The sequence below is a fragment of the Neobittarella massiliensis (ex Bilen et al. 2018) genome (assembly GCF_014269355.1).
Lineage (GTDB): Bacteria > Bacillota > Clostridia > Oscillospirales > Ruminococcaceae > Neobittarella > Neobittarella massiliensis.
In genome coordinates, this window is sequence record NZ_JACOGI010000001.1 from 267,606 (window position 1) to 284,823 (window position 17,218).

Below are 17,218 nucleotides of genomic sequence, written 5' to 3' on the forward strand. Positions count from 1 at the left end.
TTTTTGGGCGCATATTAGCACTCTTTTTGATAGAGTGCTAATATTTAAAAAGTAGATACGTATATTTCATGATTTAGACATAATTTTTGGGTAAATTAGAAGCTGTAAGAAAAGAAAAAGACTCCGCCAAAGGAGCGCTGTCCGCCCCCAAAAATGCGGGCAGAAGAGGAGGTAGGAAGACTATGCAGGCTAATAAATTTACGCAAAAATCGCTGGAGGCCATCCAGTCGGCGCAGGCGCTGACCATCGAGTACCAAAACCAGCAGATCGAGCAGCAGCACCTGCTGCTGGCACTGCTCGACCAGGAGCAGGGGCTCATCAGCCAGCTTTTGCCCAAGATGGGACTCGACGCACAGGTGGCCCAAAAAGAGGCGCAAAAGCTGGTGGCGGCCATCCCCCATGTGACGGGGCCGGGCCGCGACCCGGAGAAGGTGTATATCACCCAGGACGTGGACCGGGTGCTGGTGGCGGCGGAAAAGACAGCTGCCGGCATGAAAGACGAATACGTGTCGGTAGAGCACATTTTTTTGGCGCTCATCGAGGCGGCCAACGCCCCGTTAAAGCGCTATTTTGACCAGTTTGGCATCACCAAGGACAAGTTTTTACAGGCGCTGTCGTCGGTGCGGGGCAACACCCGGGTCACCTCCGACAGCCCGGAGACCACCTATGACGCACTGAAAAAGTACGGTACCGACCTGGTGGAGCGGGCGCGCGGCCAACAGCTCGACCCGGTGATCGGGCGGGACGACGAGATCCGCAACGTCATCCGCATCCTGTCGCGCAAGACCAAAAACAACCCGGTGCTCATCGGTGAGCCCGGCGTGGGTAAGACCGCTATCGCCGAGGGACTGGCTCAGCGCATCGTGCGCGGCGACGTGCCCGGCAGTTTGAAAGACAAGACCATTTTTTCGCTGGACATGGGCGCGCTCATCGCCGGCGCCAAGTACCGCGGCGAGTTCGAGGAGCGGCTGAAAGCGGTGCTCAAAGAGGTAAAGGGCTCGCAGGGGCGCATCATCCTGTTCATCGACGAACTGCACACCATCGTGGGCGCCGGCAAGACCGAGGGCTCGATGGACGCGGGCAACCTGTTAAAACCCATGCTGGCCCGGGGCGAACTGCACTGTATCGGCGCCACTACTTTAGACGAGTACCGCCAGTACATTGAAAAAGACCCCGCTTTGGAGCGGCGGTTCCAGCCGGTGCTGGTGGGTGAGCCGACGGTGGACGACACCATCGCCATTTTGCGCGGCTTAAAAGAGCGCTACGAGGTGTACCACGGGGTGAAGATACAGGACCAGGCGCTCATCGCCGCGGCCACTCTGTCGGATCGCTACATCTCCGACCGCTTTTTGCCGGACAAGGCCATCGACCTGGTGGATGAGGCCTGCGCTATGATCCGCACCGAGATCGACTCGATGCCCACCGAACTGGATGTGGTGTCCCGCAGGATCATCCAGCTGGAGATCGAGGAGGCGGCGCTGAAAAAAGAGAGCGACACGCTGTCGAAAGAGCACCTGGCCGAGATACAAAAAGAGCTGGCCGAGGCCCGAGACCACTTTGCGGCTATGAAAGCCAAGTGGGATAACGAGAAAGCGGCCATCGGCAAGGTGCAGAACCTGCGCAAGGAGCTGGAGCAGCTCTCGGCCCAGATCGAGAAGGCCGAGCAGGACTACGATCTGAACCGTGCTGCCGAGCTGAAATACGGCCGTCTGCCCCAGCTGCAAAAGGAGCTGGAGGAGGAGGAAAAGCTGGCCGAGAGCGGCAGCCGCGAGGATAACCTATTGCGGGACAAGGTGACTGAGGAGGAGATCGCCCGCATCGTACAGCGGTGGACGGGAATACCGGTATCGCGGCTGATGGAGGGCGAAAAAGAGAAGCTCTTGCACCTGGAGGACACCCTGCACGAGCGGGTGGTGGGCCAAGACGAGGCGGTGACCAAGGTCAGCGAGGCGATATTGCGCTCGCGGGCGGGCATTCAGGACGAGAACCGGCCCATCGGCTCGTTTCTCTTTTTGGGCCCCACCGGTGTGGGCAAGACCGAGCTGGCCAAGGCGCTGGCGCAGAACCTGTTTGACGACGAGCACAACATCGTGCGCATCGACATGACCGAGTATATGGAAAAACACTCGGTATCGCGGCTGATCGGCGCTCCTCCGGGCTATGTGGGCTTTGAGGAGGGCGGTCAGCTGACCGAGGCGGTGCGCCGCAAACCCTATTCGGTGATCCTGTTCGACGAGGTGGAAAAAGCCCACCCCGACGTGTTCAACATCCTGTTGCAGGTGCTCGATGATGGTCGCATCACCGACAGCCAGGGCCGCACGGTAGACTTTAAAAACACCATCATCATCCTCACCTCCAACCTGGGCTCGGCCTACCTGCTGGAGGGCATCGACCAGAGCGGCGAGATCACCCAACAGGCCAGGGAGCAGGTAGAGGCGCTGCTGCGCCAGACCTTCCGCCCCGAGTTTTTGAACCGGCTGGACGAGATCGTGTTCTACAAACCGCTGACCAAGGACAACATCGCCGCGATCGTAGACCTGATGATAGATGAGCTGAGCGACCGGCTGGCGCGGCAGCAGCTGCGCTGTGAACTGACCCCGGCGGCTAAGGCCTATGTGGTAGACGGCGGTTATGACCCGGTATACGGCGCCCGCCCGCTGCGGCGTTTCATTCAGAAAGAGGTGGAGACGCTGCTGGCCAAAAAAATCATTGCCGGCGACTTTGACGCCGGCAGCGACCTCGTGGTGGACGTGCAGGATGGAAAACTGACCGTAACTGCCAAGCCCCAACTGGCAAAGGTGCAGCCGTAAGACCTGCTGCAATACTGTGACAGGCAAAAAAGAAGCGCCGTGACAAGCGGAAAAATAGAGAGGTACCGTGCAGACCGGCACGGTACCTCTTTTATGTGCAGGCAGTTGGAGGAGCGGCGCCGGTAAAGGGGGAGCTGTGCAATCGGCGAGGTGCCTTGGCACTGCCCCCGTGTGGGAGCAGTGGGACGAGGAGACAGCTATGGAGATAAAGAGATCGGCCGGTATACAGAGCGCACCGGTGCGGTGTAATGGGGCAGGGGCGCGCTACCTGTCCGGAGCAAAAAAACACCGCCGGTCATGAGACGGGCGGTGCTGAGAAACAGGTGCTGTTTAGGGCTGCTCGGCCGGCTCGGCGCGGAAACCGCCGCCGAGTGGATTGACCCCGAGCAGGCGTACCGGCAGCTGCTGCTTTTCGTAGTAGTACGCTTTGGGGTGGGTGAGCAGCGAGCGGGAGATGGTGGCAGTGGCACTGCCGTCGCCGAAAACCCCGCGGATGCCGCCGTTATTGCCCTTTTTGATATCGCGCAGCACGACTATGTCGCCGATGGACGGCGAGCTGGTGGGGCCGGCTGTGGGCGGCGGTGGCGCCGAGATGGGTGCGGGTGCTGCCGCCGGCGCGGTTTCGGCCGGATTGGAGGTGGGGGTTATACTGGCCTGCATACCCTGTACCAGTTGGGAAAACAGGTCTTGCACCGTTATCCCCTGCGGAAGATTTTGCACCAGTTGCTCCAGCGGAGAGGTGGCGGCGGCCGGTACAGCTGCCGGAAGGTCGGGCGCGGCGGTAGCGGGAGCTGTGCCGGTGGTGGTATGGCTGCCCTGATGGGGAGCGGCCTGCGCCTGTGGGGTGTGGGCTGGGGTGCCGGCAGGCTGCTTTACCGCACAGTTGGGGTGCTCGGGGCGCAGGGTGAAGGCATTTGACCCATCGCGCACCGGCGTCGCCTGATAGGTGCCGCCCAGCGGATTGCGGGCCACGATATCTACCAGCATCTGCTGGCCCAGCAGTGGTTCGAGGTCGCAGTCACCGGTCTTTTTACGGGAGATGGTCCCCACTTTGTCGCCGTCAAACAGACCGCGCAGGCTGGCGTTGTTGCCGATGGTGAGCTGGCGCAGCCAGACGCGGTGAGGGAAAGCCAGAGCCCCCTCTGTCAGAGCAGAGTCCCCGGCTGCCGGGCGGGAAACGACTGATGCGACCGCGGACGGCCCGGCAGTAGCCGGCGACTGGGGCGGTGCGCTGGCGGTATTGACGGCGGGCGCCGGGTGGCGGGTGACAGGGGCGGCGGTGCTCTCGTCGGACGGTGCACCTTCGGGTACGTCGTCGACGATCTCGCTGGGGTTGAGCCAGCTGTCATCGGGCTTGCAGAGGATGCGGGCATTTTGATAGGCCCAGGCCAGCAGCAAAATGGTCTCGGGCACGTAGTAGCCGTCGTGGTAGCTGAGCACCAGGGCAAAATCGGGTTGCTTGTCGAACATGCGGTCGAGGTAGATGGGCATTAAAAACTGGATGGCTCCTGGGCGCTGGCGGGTGGCGGCCCGGTACTGGGGCACTACATATTTGTAGTTGCGGGTGGCGATGAGACGGGCATTTTCGATGCCGGCCTTTAGTTTTTGCGACAGGTCCCAAAGGGCGATCTGGCCGTTTTGGTACTGCTGGGTGTAGTGGCGGGGGAAACGGCCCCGCTCGATGCCGTCGACGATGATATGCTGCAGCTTGGCGGCGGTGAAGTCGATGGGGACGCTGGGGTCGTAGATGATGTCCTGTATCCTGGTGAAGAAGGTGGCCACGCCGGGACCGTTTTGCACCGCCTCTTTGGCAAAGCCGTAGCGGGTGACCAGACTGCGCTGACCGTCAGCCATGCGGGGATCGTTGCAGATGAACAGGCCGTTTGGCTTTTTGCCGTACACCTCGCCTATGAGGTAGAGATCCTCGGCAAAATTGGTGAGCAGGCCGGTGTTAAAGTAGCAGTACTTGCCGTCTTTTGAGAAGATGATCTTCTGGTAGTTGGGGCTCTGGGGGTCCTGATACTCCAGCACCAGCTTGGAAAAAGTCATCTGCAGGTAGGACTCCAGGATCTCGTACCGGGTCTTGGGGCGCACCAGAGCGGGGTTTTGCTCTCCTTTGGCAAACTGCCACTTTTCGCCGGGCAGCAGGTTTTGGTGGATGGCACTGATAAAGGCGTCGGCCTCCTCGTAGCTGCGAAAGCTGAGAAAGCCCATGCGGTAGGCGCGCATGGTGTTGAACAAAAAGGTGTGGTCGGTAAAGAACACCTCGCCCCAGCTGCCGCTGGGCCCGCGCCGGGTGCAGGCCAGCAGCTTGTCGCCGCTGTGGTCGGTATAGCCGGTGGCCACTGCTTTGGCCTGGGCTTTAGCGGGAGAAAAGTCGGGCCCATAGGCCAGGCTGCCGTTTGCCTGATAGCCGTAATACACCACCTCGCCGCGCTCGATCTGCTGCTGGACATACTGGTTGAGCGCCTGTTCGTCGACGGTCTCGGTGGCGTGCTGCTGCAGTTTTTCCAAGTAGGCCCGGCCTTTACCCAGGTAGCCGAACCCGTATAACCCGATCTTTTCCAAGTGATGAAAACTCCTCTCTCGCCGGCCGGGGGACTGGCCGGACGCTCTGATCTTGTTTTTATTATACACGCCTGACCGGTGCAGCACAATCGAGAGACGACAAAAAAGCCGCCTGTGGGGCGGCTCGGCAGGAAAAGACCTATTGGCGGTATCGCAGCGGCGGCGCGGGGATACCCGGCGGATGTGCAGAGGTGCTAGAAATACACCTTGCTCTCGCCGCGTCCGCGGCGGGTGATGGCGGCGGCACAGTCGGCGACCTGTTTGGTGATGGCGGTGACATCGGTCTGCAGGCGGCCCTCTTTTTTGACAAATCTGCCTGCCACCATGGTGTGGGTGATGTTGGCGGCGGCGCTGGCGCTGTAGAGGATGGCGGCTAAGGGGTCGTACACCGGGGCGGTGGCCGGGGTGTCCAGATCCCACAGAGCCAGGTCGGCCGGTGCGCCCACGGCCAACCTACCGGCCCCGAACGGCAGCGCCCGGTGCCCGGCAAACAGCAGCTGCCACATCTGCGGCAGGGTAAACTGCTCGGCCTGATCGGCCCATTTGCCCAGCAGGGCAAACAGGCGCACCTGCTCTAAGGGATCGATGGTGTTGGAGCTGGCGGCGCCGTCGGTACCGATACCCAGCTGCAGCGACTGCCAGTGCTGCCACAGCTGGCCCTCACCCATACCCAGCTTGAGATAGGTCTTGGGGCAGGCGGCAACGAAGGTATCACCGGCCAGCAGCGGCAGGTCTTCTTTTTGGATATACAGCGCGTGGGCCACGATACAGGGAACGGTGAAACCACCTGCCTCGGCCACCACGGCAAAGGGGGACTTGCCGAACTTTTGATAGCTCTCTTTTACCTGCTCGGCGGTCTCGGACACGTGCAGATGGATGCCGCAGTCGTGCTGACGGGCCGCTTCTACCAGCCGTCGCAGCACCTGGGGCGAGCAGATATAGGGGGAGTGGGGGCCGATGCGCAGATGGACCATCTCGTTGCCGGCGTAGGCCGCCAGCAGCTCCTCGGCCTTTTGCAGCTCTGGCTCGGGGTCGCCGCCAAAGCCAAAGATGGTGTAGGCGAGATCGCAGCGCAGGCCCAGCTCGCCGGCGGCACGGGCGATGTGCTGGCAGCCGAAGTAGTGGTCGGCAAAGGCGGTGACGCCGTTTTGTGCCATCTCGGCGCAGGCCAGTTTGGCGCCCCAGTAGATATCCTGCTCGGTCATCTTGCTCTCGAACGGCCAGAGCTCCCGGTTGAACCAGTCGTCGATGTTCACATCCTCGGCGATGCCGCGGAAGATGTTCATGGGGGTGTGGGTGTGCAGTACGACCAGGCCGGGGGTGAGAAATTTGCCGGTGCAGTCGATGCGCTCGGCGCCCGGCGGACAGGGGATCGCCGTGCCGATCTGGATGATCCTGCCGCCCTGTACCAGCAGGTCGGTGCGGGGGGTTACGTTGCCCATCTCGTCGATGAGCGTGACATTTTGAAATAGTGTCATAAGAGATACCTCGCTTTGCCATCGCCGGGCACTGAGCACCGGCAGCGTGGGGGCGTTTAGTTGAGGCCCTGCTGCCCCACCTGCGAAAACAGGCGGCCGACCTCGGCGCGCAGCAGGGGATTTTGGCGCAGCTGTGGGTCTGCGTCCAGCAGCTGGCGGCAGACGGTGCCGGTCTGGGCTAAGACCATGCGGTCCTGCAGCAGGTCGGCGATCTTCAGTTTGGGCAATCCGTGCTGGGCGCTGCCGAAAAAGTCGCCGGGGCCGCGCAGTTCCAGGTCGAAATTGGCCAGCGCAAAGCCGTCGCTGGTGCGGCACATGGCGTCGAGCCGCTTTTTGGCCGTCTCGCCCTGGGCGTCGGAAATGAGGATGCAGTAGCTCTGGCGGTCGGACCGGCCTACCCGGCCCCGCAGCTGGTGCAGAGCCGAGAGGCCGAAGCGCTCGGCGTTTTGGACGATGATGAGGTTGGCGTCGGGCACGTCGACCCCCACCTCGATGACGGTGGTGCTGACGAGCAGATCGAGCTGTTTTTGTTTAAAGGCGGCCATCACCGCCTCTTTTTCTTTGGGGCGCATGCGGCCGTGCAGCAGACCCACCCGGCGGTGGGGCAGCAGCTGCTGGATCTGCTGCTGGGCGGTGGCGGCGTCTTTGAGCTCGCTGCCGCTGTCTTCGATAAGGGGGCAGACCACATAAACCTGGCCGCCGGCGCGTATCTGCTTTTCGGCAAAGGCTACGGCCCGGCGAAATTTACCGAAGTCGACGGCAAAGGTCTCGATCTCGCGGCGGCCGGCCGGCTTTTCATCCAGTACCGAAATGTCGAGATCGCCGTAGATGATGAGGGCCAAGGTGCGGGGGATGGGGGTGGCCGACATGACCAGCATATGTGGATACTGCCCTTTTTCGCCCAGCGCGCCCCGCTGCTTGACGCCGAAACGGTGCTGCTCGTCGGTGACGACCAGCGCCAGTTTGGAGAAGGTGACGTTCTGCGAGATGAGCGCGTGGGTGCCGACCAGCAGATCGATCTTGCCGGCCGCCAGATCGGCCAGCAGCGCCTTTTTGGCCGCGCCTTTGGTGCTGCCGGTGAGCAGCGCCACGGTGATGCCCAGCGGCTGCAGCAGCGTGTTGAGTGTTTGGTAGTGCTGTTCGGCCAGTATCTCGGTGGGGGCCATCAGCGCGCTCTGGGCCCCGTTTTGGGCGGCGGCGTACACCCCGGCGGCGGCCACCACCGTTTTGCCCGAGCCCACGTCTCCCTGTAAGAGACGGCTCATGGGCTGCGGGCGCTGCAGGTCGGTGAGTATCTCGCCGATGCAGCGGCGCTGAGCGCCGGTGAGCTGGTAGGGCAGTGCAGCGGTAAAGGGGGCCAGATCGGGGGGAATGAGCCGGTAGTCGGTGCGGCGGCGGGTGCGCTGCTTGAGCAGGGCCATGCCCAGCTGCAGCACCAGCAGCTCCTCGAAGATGAGGCGCCGGCGGGCCAGCTGGGCGGCCTGCGGCGACTGGGGCAGGTGGATGTTCTGCACGGCAAAGCCGATGTGGCACAGGTCGTACTGGGTGCGCACCCAGCTGGGCAGCGGGTCGGCCAGCTGGGCTAAAAAAGCGTCGATGGCCACGGCCACAGACCGGCTGATCTCTTTGGAGGTGAGCCCCTTGGTGAGCGGATAGACCGGTAGCACGTCGTGGGGCTGACCGGCGGGGATAAACAGGGGAGACCCCACCTGGCGGCCGGTAAAGGTGCCGCCGAATTTGCCGTAGAAGATATAGTCCTCCCCCTCGACTAGCTGGCCGTAGGGGTAGGGGGTGTTAAAAAAAGTGACGGCAAAGTCCTGCTCGTAATTGGTGCACAGCACCTTGTACAGGGTGCGCCCGCCGGAGAGCCGCGCTACCGGCAGCTTGCGCACCACCCGCCCCTGTACGGCACAGGGGGAGTCGAACGGGGCGGCGGAGAGGGGCACTGTGTCGTGCAGATCGATGTAGCTGCGGGGGTAATACTGCAAAAGGGAGCCGACCGAGTCGACCCCCAGCTTTTGGTAAAGCTGGGCGCGCTTCGGTCCCACTCCCTTGAGAAATTGGATATCTACAGAAAATAGGTCTTTCACGAAAACACCTTGTGCAGCTGCCGGCCCCAGCAGGCATACCGGCAGAAGATATGGCAGACGACGCGCATCACTCGGCCGAGATGATGTAGTAGTAGACCGGCTGGCCGCCGTACACCACAGCCATCTCGACACCTTCGGGCAGCTTGGCGCGCACCGCGTCCTCGATGACTTCGCTCTCGGCGGTGGGCACGTCCAGCCCGGTGATCAGCGTGACGAAGGTGGTATCTTTTTTGATGAGCTGGCGCACCAGTTTGACCACTGTTTTTTGCAGGTCGGTATCGGTAAACGAGAGTTTGCCGTTGACCATGGCCAGCATCTGCCCCTCTTTGATCTTGTGACCGTCGTAGTCGGAGTTGCGGGCGGCGTAGGTGATCTGGCCGGTGCCCACGTGGTCAATGGCCTTGGTCATGTTGACCGAGTTGTCTTTGACGCTGGCGTCGGGGTCAAAGCTGAGCATGGCCGAGAGGCCCTGGGGAATGGTGCGGGTCTGCAGCACCACTACCCGGCGGTCGGCCAGCGAGAGAGTCTGCTCGGCGGACATGATGATATTTTTGTTGTTGGGCAGCACGAACACGGTTTTGGCCGGCACCGAGTGGATGGCCTTGAGAATGTCCTCGGTGGAGGGGTTCATGGTCTGGCCGCCGCTGACCACGGCGTTGACGCCCAGGTCGACAAACAGGCTCTTGACGCCGCTACCGGCAGCCACTGCCACAAAGCCGTAGGGGATATCGGGATCTACCGGCTTGTAGGAGAAGTCCTCCCCCGACTCGCCGCTCTCGAAACTGGGCGGAGTGTCCTCGCTGGGCTCTTGCCCGGCGGCCAGGCGGGCCTTGTACTGCTCGAGCATGTTCTCGATCTTTAAGTTGGTGAGATAGCCCCACTTGACCGCCTCGGTGAGTGCGCCGCCGGGATTGCCGGTATGCACGTGGACCTTGATGATGTCCTCATCATCGACCACCACTACGCTGTTGCCCATGGCCTCTAAAAAGGCGCGCAGCTTGAGCGAGTCGGCGCCGGGATCTTTTTTGTTGATGATGAACTCGGTGCAGTAGAGCTCGGTCATGCTCATGTCGAATTCGCCGGCCACCTGTTTGGGAGCCGCGGCAGCGGGTGCGGCGGACGGGGCGTTCTCGCCCTCGACCATCACCCCGTCACAGATGACGCTGCGCATGCCCTCGAAGATGACGAGCAGGCCCTGCCCGCCGGCATCGACCACACCAGCTTTTTTGAGTACCGGCAGCTGCTCGGGGGTGTTGGCTACCGCCTCTTTGGCGCATTGGCAGACATAGTTCCACAGGGCGGTGGTATCGTCGTTTTCGAGTAAAAAGTCATCGGCCTTCTCGGCGCTGACCCGGGCCACGGTGAGGATGGTGCCCTCGGTGGGCTTCATGACCGCCTTGTAGGCAGCGCTGACTCCTTCGTGCAGGGCATTTACGATATCGGCCGCGGTGGCGGTCTCGTGCTCCTTGAGACCCTTGGAAAAGCCGCGGAAAATCAGCGACAAAATCACGCCGGAATTGCCCCGCGCCCCGCGCAACAGCGCCGAGGCCGCCGTTTTTGAGGCCTGGGCCACGGTGCAGGTGTCGGGCAGCATCGACAGCTCCTTGGCGCCGGCCGAGATGGTCATAGACATGTTGGTGCCGGTATCGCCGTCGGGCACCGGGAACACGTTGAGCTCATCGACGGCCAGGCGCTGGTTTTGGATATTATTGGATGCGGAGATGATGCTATCCCGCAGCATTTTTCCTGTGATCATGAAAACTCTCCTTTATTCGGCAGCCATACCGTCGACATACACGTTGATCTTTGCGACCTGCATCCCCACGGCCTGAGACACGGCGTACCGAACTTTGTTGATGATGCTCTTGACGATAGCCGACACATTGATGCCGTAGAGCACCACGATGTGGATATCGATGACCAGCTTATCGCCGATGGTCTTGATGCGCACGCCCTGATCGGGGGTGGATTTGCCGGACAAAAAGCGCTTGATGCCCTGGACCGGGGTAGAGGCGGCAATGCCGATAACGCCGTAACAGTCGCTCACCACGTTGCCCACCAGGCCGGCAAAATACTCGCCGGTGATGGTGGTGGTGCCCAGATGGTTCTCTAATTTTAGCAACCTGATCACTCCTTTTTTCTGTAGATGGCAAAGACCCAGTTTTTTGTATTGTACGCTCCGCTGGGGATATTATATGTAAAAGTTGCGGGTATTCGCGCCCGGCCACCGTTTTTATACGGCGCCGCCGCGCCGCACAAAGACCGGCCGGCCGACCGCCAGCGGGCCTTGTGTATCTTCATATTATACCGATTTGCAGCCCTTTTGTAAATATCTGTACGGCAACTGCCACTGCTTTACAGCGGTGGTATACTGGAGTTAGAAGGAAAAGTACACCGCCGGCAGCGCCACGCGGCGCTGCAGTGGCCAGTAGAGATGGGGGGAGCTCGATGTATATCACGACCGACGCGATACAAAAAGGCCGCTTTTTAGACCGCTTTGGCAGCCGGGGAGAGGACTTTATCGGCGATATGCCGTGCCGCTCCTTTGGCTTTGCCGTGCACGATGTGCCGGAGGGGACCAAGTCGTTTGCGCTGCTGTTTGAGGACAAGGACGCCATCCCGGTCTGCGGGTTTTCGTGGATCCACTGGGTGGCGGCCAACATTCAGCAGGGGAGCCTGCCGGAAAATGCCAGTCAGGAGCGGGATGACTTTTTGCAGGGGGCCAACAGCTGGGCCGGGCCGCTGGGGAGCTTAGACCGCCGACAGGCCAGCTTTTATGGCGGGATGGCCCCACCTGACGGCGACCACCGCTATCAGCTGCACGTATTTGCGCTGGACTGCCTGCTACCGCTGCAGAACGGTTTTACCTATAACGAGATGTATTTTGCCATAGAGGGCCACCTGCTGGCCCAGACGGCGATCACCGGCCTGTACGGCGCATAGGTACTTTTAGGCAGTAACAGGTGTGTCCAAACGGATATAGAGGGCGGTACAGCTGTACCGCCCTCTATGCCTTTTTTAAAGAGATGGAAAAAAGAGTAGTGACTAGTAAGTGGTGAGTGGCGAACTGTTTTAGCGGGGTTCGACGATGAGCTTGATACCCGTTTTTTCCTCGCCGTCGATGGCGATGGTGGTAAAGGCCGGCACACAGATCAGGTTGACGCCCGACGGCGCCATGTAGCCCCGCGCTACCGCCACTGCCTTGAGGGCCTGGTTGATGGCCCCGGCGCCGACTGCCTGGAGCTCTGCTGCACCGTGCTCTTTGACCACTGCTGCGATTGCACCTGCCACCGAATTGGGGGCGGATTTAGATGATACTTTTAACACTTCCATGGTGGTTCCCTCCTGCGCGACGATCTATGGTCTTGCATGAGAAAATTGTAACATAGTGTTTAAAATAATTCAATAATAAATCTAAAGATAGGCTAACTCTCACAAAATGCGTGGATGGTTTTTGCCTTTTTGCCATCTGTGTCAAAAAACACTCCCTGTACAGAGCAGTCGCCGTCGGCAATTTCAAATCGGTTGGGCAGATGGGTCAAGAAGCGCTGTAAAATGACTTCTTTTTTGACCCCCAGCACCGAGTCGATGGGGCCAGTCATGCCGGCGTCGGTAATATAGGCGGTGCCGCCGGGCAGCAGTTGGGCGTCGGCAGTTTGGACGTGGGTGTGGGTGCCGAGCACCGCTGCCGCCCGGCCGTCGAGGAAAAAGCCCATGGCTCGCTTTTCGCTGGTGGCCTCGGCGTGGAAGTCGAGCACCAGACAGTCGTACTCCACCGGCGGGTGTGCCAAAAAGGCATCGATGGTGCGAAAAGGACAGGGCAGCGCATCGAGAAATACGGTGCCCATCAGGCTGACGACACACACCCGGCCCTTGATGGAATCGAACAGATAGTAGCCATCGCCGGGGGCACAGTCGTAGTTGAGCGGGCGCACCACGTGGGGGCAGCGCTCCAGCACCTGGCGGGCCTCGGGCTTTTTAAACAGGTGGTTGCCGGTGGTGATGACGTCGGCCCCGCAGCGCAGCAGCCAGTCGGCGCTGTCGAAGGTGAGCCCATTTCCCGCAGCGGAGTTCTCGCCGTTGCAGATGGTCAGGTCGGGGCGGTACTGGGCCTTGAGCTGGGGCAGCTTTTTTTGCAGGAAGCGGCAGCCCTGGGGGCCCACCACGTCGCCGATAAACAGGATCTTCATTGTGGTGCTCCTTTATGTGAGAGAGTAAAAAGTGGGGGGAGGCCGTCTGCCTCCCCCCACGCGGTATGTACCTTATTTGGCAAAGTCGATCGCGCGGCTCTCGCGGATCATGTGGACCTTGATCTGGCCGGGATAATCGAGTTCGGCCTCGATCTTTTTGACGATATCGTGAGCCAGGATGACCATCTGATCGTCTTTGACCACCTCGGGCTTGACCATGATGCGGATCTCGCGGCCGGCCTGGATGGCAAAGGATTTCTCTACGCCATCGAAGGAATTGGCCAGCTCTTCCAGCCGCTGCAGGCGCTTGATGTAGTTCTCGACATTCTCGCGGCGGGCGCCGGGGCGCGCGGCGGAGATGGCATCGGCAGCCTTGATGATACAGGCCAGAACAGTCTTGGCCTCTACATCGCCGTGGTGGGCCTCGATGGCGTGGATGATCTGCTGGTTTTCCTTGTAGCGCTTGGCCACATCTACGCCAATCTTGATGTGCGAGCCCTCGACCTCATGGTCCAGCGCCTTGCCGATATCGTGCAACAGGCCTGCCCGTTTGGCCATATCGATGTTCACGCCCAGCTCGCCGGCCAGCAGGCCTGCCAGCTGCGCCACCTCGATAGAGTGGTTGAGCACGTTTTGGCCGTAGCTGGTGCGGTAGCGCAGCCGGCCGATGAGTTTGACCAGTTCGGGGTTGATGGCGTGGACGCCCAGCTCCATGACGGCGCGCTGCCCCTCCTGCTTGATGATGTTATCGACATCGGTCTTGGCTTTCTCCACCATCTCCTCGATGCGGGAAGGATGGATGCGGCCGTCCTGTATCAGGCGCTCCAGCGCCACCCGAGCCACTTCGCGGCGCACCGGGTCAAAACTGGATAGGGTGATGGCCTCGGGGGTGTCATCGATGATGAGGTCGACCCCGGTGAGCGTTTCGAGCGCGCGGATATTGCGGCCCTCGCGGCCGATGATGCGGCCCTTCATCTCGTCGCTCGGCAGCGGCACTACCGATACCGTGGCCTCAGAGGCGTGATCGGCGGCGCAGCGGGCGATGGTGGTGGCCAGCAGGTTGCGGGTGAGCTCGTCCTTTTCCTCTTTTAAAGAGGTGGCGTAGCTGGAGATGTGCACCGCCTTTTCGTGGGTGAGCTCCTCGTCCAGCGTTTGCAGCAGCTGGTCTTTGGCCTGCTGCGCCGTGAGACCGGAGATCTTCTCGAGCATCTCGAACTGGCTCTTTTTGACCTGCTCGATCTCCTCTAACTTGTCGTCGGCCGCCTTGAGCTTTTGGTTGAGCTTCTCGTCTTTCTGCTCGACCCCGGTGATCTTTTTGTCCAGTGACTCCTCTTTTTGGATCAGCCGTTTTTCCTGCCGCGAGATATCGGAGCGGCGCTCCTTGATCTCTTTGTCGGCCTCGGTCTTGAGTTTGTAGATCTCGTCTTTCGCCTCGATCAGGCTCTCTTTTTTCTTTGCTTGGGCTTCTTTTACGGCTTCGTTGACGATGCGGGTCGCCTCGGTCTCGGCGTCGCCCAGCTTGGCCTCGGACACTTTTTTGCGGTATACGGTGCCCAACACGAAAGCCACTGCCATCAGGACCAGCGCGATTAGCACCAGTACCACGATCATAACCGGCGTAAATGGCATAAAAAAACCCCTCCTTTTCCTAAAATTTTGTGCGTTTTATGTATTATTGGTAGAATAAAACAAAACAGACTACATGACTATTTTATAATAGAGCTATACAGACTGTCAAGGAAAATGCAGGCAGCGCACAAAAGAATGAAAAAAGGCGTTGGGAGAGCGGCGAGACCTATTTGACAGCGGACCGGGGCTGTGTTACACTGACAGTGTCAAAGCGGTGATGGGGACATGTGCACCGGCTATGGCACCGTACAGAGAGCGCTGCCTTTGTGCTGAGAGCGGCGCGGTGACCGGCCCTTTGCGTACCCCCCCGGAGCGCAGTCAATACCTGCCGGCCAGGGACCGTTATCCCCCACAAGTCAAGTGGTATACCGCAGATAGGCGGTGTGCAATTTGGGTGGAACCGTGGAGCCAAACGAAACAGTTGCGCTTCATCCCTTAGTTTCTCGTAGAGGAAAGTGAGGGGTGGAGCGCTTTTTTGCAACAAAAAACAGACCGGTATCCATAAAAACTGTGAGACAGGAGGACTTATAAGATGATCGATGTGAGATTAAAAGACGGCTCGGTGCTGCAGGTAGAGGCCGGCAGCACCGTGGCCGATGTGGCCAAACAGATATCGATGGGCCTTTACCGCAATGCGGTGGGGGGCCTGGTCGACGGCACGGTGGCCGACCTGCGCCAGCCGTTGGAGCACGACTGCGCACTGGAGGTGCTGACCTTTGCCGACGACGCGGGCAAGCGGGTGTTTTGGCACACCGCCTCGCACATTTTGGCCCAGGCGGTGCAGCACCTGTACCCCGATACCAAGTTTGCCATCGGCCCGGCTATCGACGGCGGCTTTTACTACGATTTTGACCTGGAGAAGCCCTTTACCACCGAGGACCTGGAAAAGATCGAGGCCGAGATGAAAAAGATCGTAAAGGCGGCGCTGCCGCTGGAGCGGTTTGAGCTGTCGCCGGACGAGGCCAGAGAGCTGATGAAAGACCAGCCCTACAAGCTGGAGCTCATCGCCGAGCACGCCGGTAAGGGGGAGAAGATCTCCTTCTTTAAACAGGGCGACTTCTGCGACCTGTGCGCCGGCCCCCACCTGATGGACACCTCGAAAGTAAAGGCTATCAAGCTGACCTCTTCTACCGGCGCCTACTGGCGCGGCGATTCGGATAAAGCCATGCTCTGCCGGGTATACGGCACCGCTTTCCCCAAAGCCAGCGAGCTGGAGGCCCATCTGACCATGCTCGAGGAGGCCAAAAAGCGCGACCACCGCAAGCTGGGAAAAGAGCTGAAACTATTTGCCCTGATGGAGGAGGGACCGGGCTTCCCATTTTTCCTGCCCAAAGGCATGGAACTGAAAAATACCCTGATCGACTACTGGCGCCAGATCCACAAAGAGGCCGGCTATGTAGAGATCAGCACGCCGATGATCCTCAGCCGTACGCTGTGGGAGCGCAGCGGTCACTGGGATCACTATAAAGACAACATGTACACCACCGTCATCGACGAGCAGGACTACTCCATTAAACCGATGAACTGCCCCGGCGGCATGCTGGTGTACAAGACCCAGCCCCGCTCCTATCGCGACCTGCCGCTGCGGGTGGGCGAATTGGGCCTGGTGCACCGGCACGAGCTCTCGGGCGCGCTGCACGGCCTGATGCGGGTGCGCTGCTTTACCCAGGACGACGCCCACATCTTTATGACCCCCGACCAGATCAAAGATGAGATCAAAGGCGTGGTGCAGCTGATCGATAAGGTGTATAACCTGTTTGGCTTTACTTATAATATCGAGCTGTCCACCATGCCCGAGGACCATATCGGCGATGAAAAGGACTGGGAGGTAGCGACCCAGGGCCTGGTGAGCGCCATCGAAGAGATGGGCCGCGACTACAGCATCAACGAGGGAGACGGCGCCTTCTACGGCCCCAAACTGGACTTCCACCTGGTGGACGCTATCGGCCGCACATGGCAGTGCGGCACCATTCAGCTGGATATGCAGATGCCCGAGCGCTTTGAGCTAGAATACACCGGTGAGGACGGCCAGAAGCACCGGCCGGTGATGATCCACCGGGTGGTGTTCGGCAGTATCGAGCGGTTCATCGGCATTCTCATCGAGCACTTTGCCGGCGCTTTCCCGCTGTGGCTGGCTCCGGTACAGGTGAAGATCATCCCCATCAGCGACAAGTTCCACGAGCAGGCCAAAGCGCTGGAGAGCCAGCTGGCAGCGGCGGGCTTAAAGGTGGAGGGGGACTACCGCTCCGAGAAGATGGGCTACAAGATCCGCGAGGCCCAGATGGAGAAGATCCCCTATATGCTGGTGCTGGGCGAAAAAGAGGTAGAGTCGGGCACGGTATCGGTGCGCAGCCGCAAAGGCGGCGACCTGGGCGCTATGCCGGTAGCCGATTTTATCGCTATGGCCGAGCAGCAGATTGCCGACAAGGCGCTGGACGAGTAGAGAGCGCCCG

General features: G+C 60.5%; 11 protein-coding genes. 3 read left to right on the plus strand and 8 right to left on the minus strand.

From position 1 onward, the window contains the following. The first annotated feature begins 182 nt into the window (after window positions 1-182). A complete protein-coding gene (gene clpB, locus H8K20_RS01285) occupies window positions 183-2,810 on the plus strand; it encodes an ATP-dependent chaperone ClpB (RefSeq protein WP_186487243.1) in 2,628 nt (875 codons plus the stop codon). Window positions 2,811-3,140: 330 nt separating this feature from the next. Here clpB and H8K20_RS01290 read toward each other — a convergent pair whose 3' ends face one another. The 5 genes from H8K20_RS01290 to H8K20_RS01310 all read right to left on the minus strand — a co-directional run bounded on the left by H8K20_RS01290 (window position 3,141) and on the right by H8K20_RS01310 (window position 11,077). After that, a complete protein-coding gene (locus H8K20_RS01290) occupies window positions 3,141-5,378 on the minus strand; it encodes a DUF3825 domain-containing protein (RefSeq protein WP_186487244.1) in 2,238 nt (745 codons plus the stop codon). A 194-nt stretch (window positions 5,379-5,572) separates the two neighbouring features. Beyond that, on the minus strand, window positions 5,573-6,856 hold the full coding sequence (locus H8K20_RS01295; protein WP_186487245.1) for an amidohydrolase family protein: 1,284 nt from the start codon (window positions 6,854-6,856) through the stop codon (window positions 5,573-5,575). A 56-nt stretch (window positions 6,857-6,912) separates the two neighbouring features. Further along, a complete protein-coding gene (recG, locus tag H8K20_RS01300; protein ID WP_186487246.1) occupies window positions 6,913-8,946 on the minus strand; it encodes an ATP-dependent DNA helicase RecG in 2,034 nt (677 codons plus the stop codon). 67 nt (window positions 8,947-9,013) lie between these two features. Then, window positions 9,014-10,702, minus strand: coding sequence for a DAK2 domain-containing protein (locus tag H8K20_RS01305; protein ID WP_186487247.1), 1,689 nt, complete (start codon window positions 10,700-10,702; stop codon window positions 9,014-9,016). 12 nt (window positions 10,703-10,714) lie between these two features. Further along, window positions 10,715-11,077 carry an Asp23/Gls24 family envelope stress response protein gene (locus tag H8K20_RS01310; protein ID WP_370738795.1) on the minus strand — a complete coding sequence of 121 codons (363 nt, stop codon included), beginning with the start codon at window positions 11,075-11,077 and terminating at the stop codon, window positions 10,715-10,717. Between the two features lie 317 nt (window positions 11,078-11,394). Here H8K20_RS01310 and H8K20_RS01315 point away from each other — a divergent pair, with 317 nt between their 5' ends. After that, window positions 11,395-11,889, plus strand: a complete 495-nt coding sequence (locus H8K20_RS01315; RefSeq protein WP_186487248.1) for a YbhB/YbcL family Raf kinase inhibitor-like protein — start codon at window positions 11,395-11,397, stop codon at window positions 11,887-11,889. Window positions 11,890-12,018: 129 nt separating this feature from the next. On the opposite strand, the gene H8K20_RS01320 is transcribed toward H8K20_RS01315, so the two are convergent. From H8K20_RS01320 to rny, 3 genes are all read right to left on the minus strand, one after another. After that, window positions 12,019-12,279, minus strand: coding sequence for a stage V sporulation protein S (locus H8K20_RS01320; protein WP_105203371.1), 261 nt, complete (start codon window positions 12,277-12,279; stop codon window positions 12,019-12,021). Window positions 12,280-12,371: 92 nt separating this feature from the next. Further along, on the minus strand, window positions 12,372-13,136 hold the full coding sequence (locus H8K20_RS01325) for a TIGR00282 family metallophosphoesterase (protein WP_105203372.1): 765 nt from the start codon (window positions 13,134-13,136) through the stop codon (window positions 12,372-12,374). 72 nt (window positions 13,137-13,208) lie between these two features. Then, window positions 13,209-14,765 (minus strand): ribonuclease Y, encoded by a 1,557-nt coding sequence (rny, locus tag H8K20_RS01330; RefSeq protein WP_154866009.1) that lies wholly within the window; start codon window positions 14,763-14,765, stop codon window positions 13,209-13,211. Window positions 14,766-15,297: 532 nt separating this feature from the next. Here rny and thrS point away from each other — a divergent pair. Further along, window positions 15,298-17,208, plus strand: coding sequence for a threonine--tRNA ligase (gene thrS / locus H8K20_RS01335; RefSeq protein WP_186487249.1), 1,911 nt, complete (start codon window positions 15,298-15,300; stop codon window positions 17,206-17,208). The last annotated feature ends 10 nt before the right edge of the window (window positions 17,209-17,218 follow it).